Annotated in this window: 7 protein-coding genes and 2 pseudogenes; 5 read left to right on the top strand and 4 right to left on the bottom strand. The window is 59.9% G+C overall.

The features are described 5' to 3' along the window. Nucleotides 1-1,326: 1,326 nt before the first annotated feature. From HNO88_RS21170 to HNO88_RS21160, 3 genes are all read right to left on the bottom strand, one after another. Nucleotides 1,327-3,282 carry a GGDEF domain-containing protein gene (locus HNO88_RS21170; protein ID WP_184250661.1) on the bottom strand — a complete coding sequence of 652 codons (1,956 nt, stop codon included), beginning with the start codon at nucleotides 3,280-3,282 and terminating at the stop codon, nucleotides 1,327-1,329. Between the two features lie 338 nt (nucleotides 3,283-3,620). After that, complete coding sequence (locus HNO88_RS21165; protein ID WP_184250657.1) at nucleotides 3,621-3,764, bottom strand: hypothetical protein; 144 nt, start codon at nucleotides 3,762-3,764, stop codon at nucleotides 3,621-3,623. A gap of 1,351 nt (nucleotides 3,765-5,115) precedes the next feature. Further along, complete coding sequence (locus tag HNO88_RS21160) at nucleotides 5,116-5,382, bottom strand: hypothetical protein (RefSeq protein ID WP_184250654.1); 267 nt, start codon at nucleotides 5,380-5,382, stop codon at nucleotides 5,116-5,118. Between the two features lie 910 nt (nucleotides 5,383-6,292). Between HNO88_RS21160 and HNO88_RS21155 the strand changes: the two genes are divergently transcribed. Both HNO88_RS21155 and HNO88_RS21150 read left to right on the top strand, forming a co-directional pair. Then, complete coding sequence (locus HNO88_RS21155; protein WP_184250651.1) at nucleotides 6,293-6,538, top strand: hypothetical protein; 246 nt, start codon at nucleotides 6,293-6,295, stop codon at nucleotides 6,536-6,538. Then, nucleotides 6,525-6,860: a hypothetical protein gene (locus tag HNO88_RS21150; protein ID WP_184250648.1), complete on the top strand. Its 336-nt coding sequence runs from the start codon at nucleotides 6,525-6,527 to the stop codon at nucleotides 6,858-6,860. The genes HNO88_RS21155 and HNO88_RS21150 overlap by 14 nt, the downstream gene beginning before the upstream one ends. Before the next feature lie 457 nt (nucleotides 6,861-7,317). On the opposite strand, the gene HNO88_RS21145 is transcribed toward HNO88_RS21150, so the two are convergent. Beyond that, the gene (locus HNO88_RS21145; RefSeq protein ID WP_184250646.1) at nucleotides 7,318-7,908 is read right to left on the bottom strand and encodes an FxDxF family PEP-CTERM protein; all 591 of its coding nucleotides are present in this window, start codon (nucleotides 7,906-7,908) and stop codon (nucleotides 7,318-7,320) included. A 234-nt stretch (nucleotides 7,909-8,142) separates the two neighbouring features. Here HNO88_RS21145 and HNO88_RS23205 point away from each other — a divergent pair. The 3 genes and pseudogenes from HNO88_RS23205 (at nucleotide 8,143) to tnpC (ending at nucleotide 10,955) form a co-directional block, all read left to right on the top strand. Beyond that, nucleotides 8,143-8,857 (top strand): annotated as a pseudogene (locus HNO88_RS23205) (IS6 family transposase). A 190-nt stretch (nucleotides 8,858-9,047) separates the two neighbouring features. After that, nucleotides 9,048-9,500, top strand: coding sequence for an IS66 family insertion sequence element accessory protein TnpB (tnpB, locus tag HNO88_RS23200; protein ID WP_184250643.1), 453 nt, complete (start codon nucleotides 9,048-9,050; stop codon nucleotides 9,498-9,500). Further along, nucleotides 9,455-10,955, top strand: a pseudogene (gene tnpC, locus HNO88_RS21130) (IS66 family transposase). The gene tnpB and the pseudogene tnpC overlap by 46 nt, the downstream one beginning before the upstream one ends. The last annotated feature ends 592 nt before the right edge of the window (nucleotides 10,956-11,547 follow it).

Genomic DNA, 11,547 nt, shown 5'->3' with positions numbered 1-11,547 from the left:
TACGCCATCTACCTTTGCTATCGCGCCTCAGCGGAACACCACAAGCCTCGCACAAGCCGATGTATTCGCCAACCTTGTTACGAGCTATCGAGACCGCACCAGCATTTCTTCTATATGGTATCTCAGCTGCCTACGATGTTTTCACGGTCACTTGCGCAGTGATCTTGCTTGCGGCGTCTTTCGTCCTTTGCCTTGGACGATCGCCTAAGCCGCACAGCTAATCGTCGCGACCATCTGCTTACTCTCACCTGCAGATAAGACCAACAGCAAAGGGTTAATTTGCTATACGAAGACGTGATGAGCATGCGCGAGCGTGCGAGCCTCGATGAGCAAGCAGTAGTTGACGAGCTTTGCTCACTGCGGACTCTGATGAAGGCCTTGGAAAGACAGATGCACCATCGTCGATGCCGCTTGCTACGACGATCGAGGGGATGTCAGACGCCGTCTGGGTTAAGCGTACCTTTACCGGGCTCTTACATAATCGTTCGCCAAACGCAGTTGCGGCAAGTCGAACGAGACGTGCGCTTCTGGTCGAGCGGGCAGACCCGTCTCTGTGGTGAGTTCGAGCGTCGTGACCATGCTGCGCGGTGGGTAAGAGCTCTTCAGGCATGTACGGCTCCAGGCTATACCCGGGCCGTCGAACGTCAGCGGGCGATGCCTCGAAGTGAGCCGCCAACCCGCTGTCTGTAAGAGGTCAGGCGACAAATTGGGAACATCGCAGCAGGCAAGTTCGCATCGGGCGCTGCTGGAGGGCAGCTGGTAATCGTGGAACACAGTGGGGCCTATGAATTCCGCACATCGGCAGGCCTGGTCGACGATGCGTCATCTATGACGGCTCGGAAGCGGGTTGCTCCTGTTGCTATGCTTGGGCAATGGTAGCACCGTATTAACATCTTCCGCTTAAATCCGACGAAATGGACGCGGAGTTCCATCAACGGGAGGGCAGTCGTGTCGGCGGAGGCGCTGCAGCGCAGCGAAACGATCGAATGGAGTGAGGAAGTGATCATTTGAATTGCTTCGGTCATGGCGACTGCCGTTCTGCTGTGGCCGTGGTAGTCACACGTCGGCGATGAGCCGGCTTTGTCAAATCTAATGCACAGCCGCTGAAGACAAGGCGCTAACAAGTTTCTCAGAGCGCGCCGTGCATTGAGCTTCTGCTGTTAGTCCTGCGAATCTGCTCGGCTTGTTCTAGAATGCGTTGCTGTTTGCCTGCTGATGAGCAGGCAAGCGGGGCTGGATCTCGACTACATCGCGCCTAATGCGGTTGGTTCGACAACACCTACCTTGGCCAGGCGGGAAATCCCCGTGCGAAGAACTGCCTTTGCGCTAAGTCGCCGCCGCTCCGATCCGACGGTCGTCGGCGAGTAGGAGTGTGTCGTTCGCAGTAATCGGCAGTGAGCACAGCTCGGCTATCTCGATGCGGTCTCGGCCGCCTGCCTTTGCGCGATAGAGCGCTTCGTCAGCCCGCTGTACTAGCGTGTGCAAACGTTCGGCCGTCCTGCAGCAGACGATGCCCACGCTGAACTTCACAGGTACAACACCTCCAGCGGTGCTCACCCCGGCGGCCAGTGCATTCTTAACCCTGAACAGCGCACCGACGGCCTCGGCCACGGATGCGCGCGGGAAGATGACCAGGAACTCCTCGCCGCCCCAGCGCGCGATCACGTCGTCCTTCCGCAGAGCACCGCGGGCGACGTCGGCAAAGGCAACCAGCACCTGGTCGCCGCCATCGTGTCCGTACGTGTCGTTGATGGCCTTGAAATGATCTATGTCAACGATCGCTAGGGCCAGCGAGTCTCCGGTCTTGGTGTGAGTGGACACAAGGAGCCTCTCATGCTCGCTGACGAAGCGCCGGTTCAACAAGCCGGTCAACGGGTCTGTGTTCGCGATCCTTGTCAGCTTACGCCGATGGTAGACACTCATGCCCAGGATTGTGAGGATAAGCAGCAGGCCGATGACTGCCGCCCCGACCAAGATGGACTCGCGCTTGGCGCGTTCACGCTCCCTTGTGGCAGAAAGGTCAAGTTTCTGTCGCAGTTCCTCGTTGCGCGCCGCCGCTCGGTCCGCGTCCAGCCTGGCGCGTAGCACGGCGTTTTGCTTCATCTGTTCGGAAGCGCGTTGTCGCTCAATGCCGCGCACATAGATGTCGAGATCGCGATAGGCCGCTACCGTCCTCCGGAGCCGTTGGTTCACGTCTGATCGCAGCCGATACGCCTCAGGTGCGGAGCTCGAGGCGGAGAGAGCGTCCGCATTGGCAAGCAGACCGTTCAGAAGATCGAGCGCCTTCTTGTGCTCACCGGTCAGATTGGAGATGCGCGCGAGAAGCAGGCGTGCTTGCGCCTGTGCGAGCTCGCCATAGCGGCCGAATGCCTCCTCGGCTCGCTGGCACGCCGCCCTCGCGCCATCGAGGGCTCGCAGCTCAATGAGCGCCGAGCAAGTCTGGAGATCGAGGAACGCAGAGCCGACCGGATCAACGCCTGCAGGCGCAAGCGCGCGCGAACGGTTGAAGTCAGCCAGAGCCGTCTGAAACTCACCGCGACCTAGATTGAACACTCCACGAAAGTAGTAGTCGGTCGATAGCGCCAGCTTGCGTTGGCGCGCCTGATCCCAATCGATAACTTCGCCGATCAGAGAAATGGCCTGCAGATGATCTCCTGCCCAGTCCACCACGCGCGCGAGCTTCTCGGTCGCTATGATGTGCTGCGGGTTGAGAGGCCGATCGGAAGTCGCCCGATACGCGTCGGCTAAGTAGACGACGGCGCGCTCCGGAGCACCGCGCATCCGCTGCATCTCACCGAGCGCAATCTGTAGACATGCGTCTGCGGCGGATCCCCTCATTGCGCCTCGCCGAGCCCGCTCAACCAGCGCAACCGCACTGTCGATCTCATCTTTGTTGAAGCCATTGATTGCAAAGCGAGTGAGTAGTTCAACACGAAGCGCATCGTGCAAGACCATTCCGTCTTCAAGCAGGCGCAGCGCCGCTCGTCTTGCGTCCGCAGGCCGCGACAAAGTGTCAAAGGCTTCAGCACGCGCAGCCTGTCGCCAGCCGTACCGCATAGCCCCCAACGAAGCCGGAGTGTCCCTTGCGGTTCTTGCCAGCACTGCACCTGGGTCTTGACCTGCCAACTCAGACAACTGGCGCAGTTCTTGTGTAGGAGCCTCCATGCAGCCGGCATGCGCAACCTCTACGCTCGCCAATAAGGAGCAGATCAGCACAAAGGCGAACGCGATTGTGCGGCTGCACGGATGCAATCCGTTAATGATACGGGCGACGGCTCGCATTGCGCAAATCCTGAGAGAACTACACAGATGTTAGCTGGTAGACGATAATCTTAGGTAAACAGAGCGGTGCAGGCCGGCCCGTCACACACCGCTTGCTGGCTGCTTTCGATCCAGATGAACCACTGAAAGGCCGCAACTGTTTCACTGCAGAGCCGCGCGGGTGGGCAACTCACAACCAACTTACGCCTTACAGAGGCGTTTGCTCGATTAAACGCTTACGCGAAACCTGCCGTTTGCATGTGCCGCCACGACCTGGGCCGCAACCACCATTAAATCCGCCGAGTGAAACAGCGAAACTATAGCGAAAGTTCATCTTTTTTCCGCTCTCTCGACCCGGTTTAATCTGGCATAGACGCCTTGTCTAATCCGTCCTCCAGCATGACGAGCACCGGCACTTCCTTTTCTTCGCGCGCTGCCTCAAGCCAGTCGCGCGGACGAATGCCGGGCCGTTCTAGCGAGGCCAGCGGCGCGGCACGAGTCACGGCGGCGGTTCACGCTGGCCGATTTTTTTGCAACCACCCCACGCGCGCCTTCGTTTGCAGCCGCAAGCGCGATCGTCCAGTCTTGGGTGCCTGGGACAGCGCCAGAGGCGACGAGGGCACGACGTGTGAGGTCAGCAAGCCCTATGCTGCCCGTCAACCGCTCAATCGCCCGAGTGCCATCAGCAAGCTTCGCGCGCAGCATTAGCTTCATTGCAGGCAGAGAGTGCCGCAACTCGCAGCCCGCTAGCGAACCCGACCGTATCAAGCATCGGATCGGCAAGCATGTATTCGCCCGGCTTGCTCGCCAGTAGCCGCTCGGCGCGGCTCTCGGAAGCGGGTTTGATAGCGCAGCGCGCCGTGTGCGACTTCCTGCCAGCCACGGCCAGCCGATTACTTACATCACCTACAAGTTGAACAACGGAAAGCCGGTCGAGGCAAAGCGGTTTGATGTGTCTTTGTTCAGAGAATTTCAGACAGTAAGGGTAGAGTCAGAAGGCTTGCACGCCATTAAGAACCGCCGACCGGCGGCATTCATCGCATTCAGGATCGAGTTCAAAGGTGCTAGCTTAGCAACGGCTAACCAGTGAGGCTCTAGGCGATCTCCATGGATGATCAGCGTAGACCCGTCCGATAAGCGAGGTCAGCTGTCTCTTGAACGCAGCACGCTTCTAAGTGCTGGGGCAGACCGTTCGTGTCGACGGCCCAGACTTCCAGGGGCTCACTGCCAAGGTCCTCGAGAGCAAAAAGAAGGGCACCCTTGTGATCGATCTCGGCGGTATGCTGGGCGCGCTTACTGTTGAGACTTGAGACATAGCCGGCCTTGCACTTGGGCGTAGCAACCCTCGTCACCACCCGCGATCAAGGCTTCGCTTCTCGCGGTGTGCGACGCAATTCGGTTAGTCACCTCAAACGCGTCACGGATCGATGCCGGCATCTCAGCGCATTGTCATTGCCGATGATTGTGATCGGGTCATCTTGTTAAGGAAACCGCGAGCCCGGGGGTAAGTGGAGGCGCCGCTTGGTTGTCAGGATTTGCCGAATGTTCCTCGGGTCGCACCGCAACTATATACGGTATGCAGCGCTGGCGAATGATTGTTCGTTATGGTTATTCGCTGTGCGGTGCCGCACATACTGGTTCGCGCATGGAAAAGAACGGCGGTGCCTCGGGATCGCAAGGAACGCCGCCGCTTAGTTGTCCAGACTCTCACGAGTCCTTCGGGTCGCATTGAAGGTCTACAACGACGAGCACCGCAGATGAACGGTTGTTCATCGTGCGGTGCCGTACATTCGTCGATGTAGGTCTAGATAAGCTGGTAGAGCTACATTTCGGCAAATGGCCAAAGCAAGGTTGTCAAACGATCGTTAGAACGCCGGCCAAAATAGCAATCCAGAGTGCCGCCGAGCTGCCAACGATGATAGCTATCCGCTTAGCTCCAGATAGCTTCTCATTGGCTGCCGTTCTCGCATAAGCTTCGAACAGAAGCTGTTGAAGGTGGCGGGCGTGAGCGCTTCCGGGCTCGGCTTGTAAAAGGTGTGATCTAATCTCGTCAGCGGTGCCGACGCTGGGTTCGTGAGCGTCGAATCTTTCGGCGTGTTGCAGGTTTGATGCGTAGCGCATGAGGCTCTCTCCTGTCCGATTATATAGGGAGAGAGTCTTTCTTGTGCATGACGTTACGCGGTTAAGTTGAGCTTACCACACAGCTTCCCAGTCCCGCCACTATCGTTCAAGAGGAGGGACTCAGCCTTCCAAGCTGATGATCTCGGTTCGAGTCCGAGTGTCTGCTCCACTGACGTGACCTAAAGGTCAACTCGACGCGGAACGATTTGAAGAAACCGCACCACCTCGGGGGATACCAAGGCGCTGCCGCTTAGTTTGAATGGGCACTTACGATTCTTTCGATTCGCACCGAGACTATGACTCAAGTCTGCGAGCTTCGCAATGAAGTTAAGAGTTTAATGCCAGTCCATTGCTGTCGCTGCGTTATCAGAGACTTATACTGTCGGCGTAGCTCAACTGGGTAGAGCGCTGGTATGCAAAACCAGAGGTGCAGGTTCGAGACCTGCTACCCTCGCCATCGGAGGGCAGAGCATGCCCGAGCCCAGCTGGCGCAAGGACAAACGCTGATCCAGTGAGCGCGGCTGCGGCAGCAAGTGGCAGAAGGTGCGCCTCGCCTTTCTTGCAGCCAACTCGGCGTGCATCCGGTGCGAGGCCAAGGGAAGGGTGGTACCGGCAATCGTGGTCAACCACTGCATCCCACTAAGTGGTGATCAGAAGTTCTTCTGGTATCGCAAAAACTAGGAGCCAGCGTGCAAGCGCTGCCACGACGGCGAGATCAGCGCGAGGACCCTCACCGTCAATCGCGACGGCTCCACGGCATCGTCTTCGTTCTCGTGGGCGGTGCCCGGCAGCGGCGCCAACCCGGCAGACGCGGCGGACTTCGGTGGCACCCTCCCGAGCGGAAGCGGCACATTTGCGCCTGGTGAGACCAGCAAGATGGTAACCGGCGGTCGAACAGAACGACACCTTCATGCTGACCGTGACGGCGGCGGGGCTGAACACAGTCACCTCGATGGGCACGATCTCGAATGATGATGCCGGCCTCCCTGCTTGCACCATCTGCCGCACCGCCTCGTCCAACACCATCGGCCAAGCGCAGACAGCCGGGAACGGCATGGCGATCGATTGGTATGCGTTCGTCGCCCATAACCCTCGACCGACGGCAGACCGGCTCGTCAGCCCATCAACCACGAAGAAGTACCATGAAGAAGCTTAACCTTGCCCTGTCGCTGTTTGCCGTGTTTGGCAGCTGGATCTTGCCCGTCCTGGCGATGGCCACCGAGCCGAACTCCGCGCCCGTAGCCGAGCCGAGCCGCGAACTGCCGGCTCTCCAGGCCCGCATGCAGACCCTCATCGATACTTGGAACGCCGAACCCGGCACGCGCGGTGTTGTCAAGGCCGACTTCACGCGGGCGCAGAGTGCGTACGCGAACGGCCGGGCGGCGGACCAGAAGCGCCACAGCGCGGCGTTCGATTTTCAGGTTGCTGCTTGCGGCCCCACGTATGACAAGGCCTGCGTCGTTCTGTCGGGCTGCTGAGAGTAAGGGCCGCTCGCTCGGACGTGCGGCCCTCGCTACGAAGTAAAGGATGCTGGCGCTATAAGCGCGCGGCTTCGGAGCAGTCGTTCTTCGCTCGGGTAAGCCAGAACTCGTATTCGTTGCCATTGCGTTCGGCCAAGAAGGCTGCTGCAGCCTCACGTGCGACACGGTATCGGTCGACGCTGGTGGTAGTGTCCGCCTCTTTGGACAAATGCGCGTACTCGTTCGCGGCTAGCTCACCTGAGCTCACTCGGTCGCAGCTCCGTGGGGCAAGCAGGACCAACCCAGCCGCACCGCATCTGTTTGCCGACCGAAGTGGCAAGGAAAATGTCGGCCGGGCTGAGGTCGTATCTTCAGCTCTCACGTATTCGCTGGCCGCGCGATTAAGCTTGTTCCGCTCTGAGGGGCCGTTTAGAGTAGCAGGGGCCGCAGATCGAAGCGGCCCCTTCTCACCCAGTCAGGCTAGATTAAGGCTCATGACTTGAGCGGTTTTGCGACGCATGGCAAAGCCAACGAAACCAATGCCCATGATCATCATGGCCCACGTAGAGGCTTCCGGCACCGCCGCTGTGAAGGTCAAGTTGCCCGTGTAGTTCGCCTGCGCTCCCTTAGCTAAGGGCTTGAAGCTGCCGATGACTTGGATGGTGTTTAGGGCGCCACTTATAATGTTGATGCCGCTAATTTCAGCTGAAGTGCCCGCCGCCGTCTTCATCAGCGATTTAGCGTACGAGTTGCCGTTGATGATAAGATCCTCGATGACAAGCTGCGTGTTCTTGCTCGAGAATGAAGTTTGAACGCCACCGCTACCTACACCATTCTTGTCGATTATGAACGAGTAGGTATCGTTGATCTTCGTAGCTTTCCCCGAGAAGGTGTTTGTGAAGAAACCCGTGATGTAGTTGTCCACGCCGGGTGCTTGAGCATCTCCGTTCACGCAGAAGTGGATGTCACCAGGCTTGCAGTTGTCCGGGGTGAAAGTGGCGGCATTGGCTGTGCCACAGAACGACAATGCGGCTGCAGTAGTGACGTAGGCAAAAATCTTCTTCATGAACACGGCCCTCACACTCGCAAGGTTGTTACATTCTGTAATGTGCGAGTCGCACGCGGTTAACACGCCATCAACCATGATCCCATACTGCCCCTTGGGGCTGTGTCAGAACGGCGCTATTAGGATCAGTAGCGTTTCGCTGGTGCGGCCTTACTGAATGTTCCGGACATGGCTGGCGGGGCCTTGTCAAACCAAGTGCACCTGCTGGTAAGCAGGGCAGGGTACAGCGGTTCTATGCCTCGCCTACGTAAGCCCATTAGCCCGTTTCGCCACTTCAACTCGTCGCCCAAGGTGATCCGGAGGGGGTGCTGATGTACGTGCGCTTTCCTCTTAGCTTGCGGAACGTCGAAGACCTGTTGTTCGAGCGTACGATTGACGTCTGCCACGAGACGGTGCGGCTATGGTGGAACAGGTGCGGTCCGCTGATCGCAGGTGAAGTCCGGCGCAAGCGGGTGAGCCGCACGCGGGGCTTTCGTCACTGGCGCTGGCACTTGGACGAGATGCACGTGAAGCTGAACGGTGAGATGGTGTATCTGTGGCGCGCGGCCGACCAAGAAGGTGAGATCCTGGAGAGCTTTGTTACCAAGACCCGCGACAAGCAGGCCGCGCTTAGCTTCATGAAGAAGGCGCTTAAGCGCCACGGCTCGCCAGAGGCAATCACCACCGACGGGCTGCGCTCGTACGGAGCAGCAATGAACGAGCTTGGCAGCCCAGGTAAGCAGGAGATCGACCGTTGGGCCAATAACAGGCTGGAGAACAGCCATCTGCCGTTCCGGCGACGAGAGCAGGCGATGTTGCGGCTCAGGCAGATGAAGCCCTCAAAAAGTTGGCCTCTGTTCACGCCAACATCCACAATCACTTTAGCGTGGAACGCCGCCTCATTGATCGTGAGACTCACAAGGGACGCCGCTCAGCTGCCTTGGCTGAGTGGCAGATCCTCGACAGTTAGGCTCTGCGCTTCAAAGACCCAAGTGCATCATGTGGAGAGCAGTTCGCGTCGGACTGACAGCACCCGCGGGATCGCCGCCGTCGCTGCCGGCAGGCTCGATCGAGGTGATAGCCGCAGCTGGCCATCGGGTGCAGACAATATCGCCGGTCGATCGCGCGACGCTGCGGCTCGTACTGGACGCGCTCGGCCGATGATCGGCCCGCCCGCAGGGGGGCGGGTTCTTCTGGCAGCCGGCATCACGGATATGCGCAAGGGCTTCGATGGTCTCGCCGCCATGGCCCAGAGCGTCCTCCACAAGGATCCGTTCTCCGGTGCGGTATTCGCGTTCCGCGGCAAGCGCGGCGATCTGATCAAGCTTCTGTGGTGGGACGGTCAGGGCATGGTGCTCCACGCCAAGCGGCTCGAGCGCGGGTGCTTCACCTGGCCGACCACCGCCATCGGCGTGGCGGTGCTGACGCCGGCGCAGCTCTCGATGCTGCTCGAAGGCGTCGACTGGCGCGCAGAAACGAAGCGCCGAGCCGGAGTGTGCCTGGTAGACGAGAGCAGTTCTTTGGCGGTTTTGCGTGCTTTGTGGAGCGCCAGATGCTATGATTGGCTATGTCGATCGATGTCGCATCGCTGCCCGACGATGTCGCCTTTCTGAAGGCGCTGCTGGTCGAGGTCGACGCCGATCGCAACGCCCACAAGCTCATCGCCGAGCGGGTCAAGATCCAGTTGGCGCGGCTGCGCCGGATGCAGTTTGGCAGCTCGTCGGAGAAGATCACACGCGAGATCGAGCAACTGGAGCTCGCGCTCGAAGAGGTCGAGGCGGAGGCTGCAGCCTCTCGGGTCACATCGCCTCGCGCCGAGGTCGGCAAGCCCGTCCGCCAGCCATTGCCCAATCATCTACCGCGTGAGGGGATTCTGCATCAACCGGCCTGCATCTGCCCGGACTGCGGCGGCCCGATGCGCCGGATCAGTGATGATATCCCCGAGCAATTCGATTATGTGCCCGCCTCGTTCCGCGTCATCCGCCACGTCCGGCCCAAGCTCGGCTGCCGCGCGTGCAACCGGATCGTCCAGGCGCCGCTGCCCAGTATGCCGGTCGGGCGCGGTAAGCCTGGAGCCGGGCTCCTCGCCCATATCCTCGTCGCCAAATATGCCGACCATCTGCCACTCTACCGCCAGTCGGAGATCTACGCGCGAGAAGGCGTCGATCTGGCTCGCTCGACCATGGCGGACTGGGTCGGGCGCTCGGCTTCGCTGCTCGAGCCCCTCGTTGATGCGCTCGCTCGCCATGTGACGGGCGGGCGACACGCTGCACGCTGATGATACACTGGTCCCGGTGCTCGCGCCTGGCGCTGGACGTACGAGAACCGGGCGGCTGTGGGTCTATGTCCGCGACGAGCGCGGCCACGGTGGCACCGCGTCGCCTGCCGCGCTGTTTCGATATGCGCCGGATCGCAAGGGCGAGCGCCCTGTCGCGCATCTCAGCGGCTTTGTCGGTCATGTCCATGCCGATGGCTATGCCGGGTTCAACAAGCTTTACGGGAACCGCATTGCTGAGGTGGCCTGCATGGCGCACGTCCGGCGCAAGTTCTTCGACATCAACGCCGCCAACGGCTCTGCAGTCGCGCGCGAGGCACTCGACAGGGTCGCTGCACTCTATGCCGTCGAAGATGACATTCGCGGAGCGCCGCCCGAGCGACGAAGGTCTGAACGGCAGGCGCGTGCCGGACCGCTCCTGCAGGCTTTGCGCGCCTGGCTCGAGGCGACGCTGCCAAAGCTGTCGCGCAAGTCTGACCTGGCGATCGCTGTCCGCTACGCCCTCTCGAGACGGCACGCGCTCGGCCGCTATCTCGACGATGGCCGGCTCGAGATCGACAACAATGCTGCCGAGCGCGCGCTACGCGGCGTCGCTCTCGGCCGTAAAAACTGGCTGTTCGCCGGCTCGGACAAAGGCGGCGAACGTGCCGCCGCTATCTACAGCCTCATCGAGATCGCCAAGCTCAACGGCATTGATCTTGAGGCATGGCCACGCGATACTATCAACCGCATGGGCGACCACCCAAACCACAGGATCGACGAACTCCTGCCCCGGGACTACCGCGCCGCCTGAGCAAAACCGTTCACCGGACGCTTACCGAAGTGTTATCGATGCTAAGTTTGCTGTCAGTCCTGCGGACCTCCTCAGCCAATTTTCCCTGTAGCTAACGATTGCCCACTGCTTAGCATTCAGGCGGGGCTGAACTCGCCTCCGCTGCGCCAGTGCTCCGCTTCACGGCACCCTCAAACCCTTCTATAGAAAAGAGGGCCATAAGCGGGACGGTAAGTGCGACACTGATCTCCTGCAATCGTGAATAAGCGTGCTAGGGTACTCGATCACCGTTCACTATGCCCTAGGCCGCCTTTCGTAGCACGACCACCACAACCATTATCCAAAGGCTCAAAATGCTCTATATCTTCGCACGATTTCTTCAGCGGCTCAGGCCAACAAGGCCGTGGGCTTGAGCTTGCAAGCTCTACCGCGGTGTGAAGATTACTTCCGTAGCGAGTTGATGTGGTGGTACGTACGTGGGAGCGTTGAACCCGTTCTGTGGAATCGTGCTCGAAACCGGTAAGCGTCCGGTCTGGGGCGCCTTGCGCGACGGGTAATCGGCAAGCCACAGGTGCGGCACTGTGGACAGCACCGGTGCGGCACTTATGGCTAC

Origin of the sequence: Novosphingobium chloroacetimidivorans (assembly GCF_014204535.1) — a bacterium.
GTDB classification, from domain to species: Bacteria; Pseudomonadota; Alphaproteobacteria; order Sphingomonadales; family Sphingomonadaceae; genus Novosphingobium; species Novosphingobium chloroacetimidivorans.
The sequence above is the reverse complement of the archived record's forward strand: the minus strand, read 5'-3'. Positions and strand labels throughout refer to the sequence as shown.

Coding starts and splice junctions, on each gene's coding strand:
- tnpB (WP_184250643.1), top strand. CDS start 9,048: ATGATCGGCCCGCCCGCAGGGGGGCGGGTTCTTCTGGCAGCCGGCATC.
- HNO88_RS21170 (WP_184250661.1), bottom strand. CDS start 3,282: ATGCGAGCCGTCGCCCGTATCATTAACGGATTGCATCCGTGCAGCCGC.
- HNO88_RS21145 (WP_184250646.1), bottom strand. CDS start 7,908: ATGAAGAAGATTTTTGCCTACGTCACTACTGCAGCCGCATTGTCGTTC.
- HNO88_RS21150 (WP_184250648.1), top strand. CDS start 6,525: ATGAAGAAGCTTAACCTTGCCCTGTCGCTGTTTGCCGTGTTTGGCAGC.
- HNO88_RS21155 (WP_184250651.1), top strand. CDS start 6,293: ATGCTGACCGTGACGGCGGCGGGGCTGAACACAGTCACCTCGATGGGC.
- HNO88_RS21160 (WP_184250654.1), bottom strand. CDS start 5,382: ATGCGCTACGCATCAAACCTGCAACACGCCGAAAGATTCGACGCTCAC.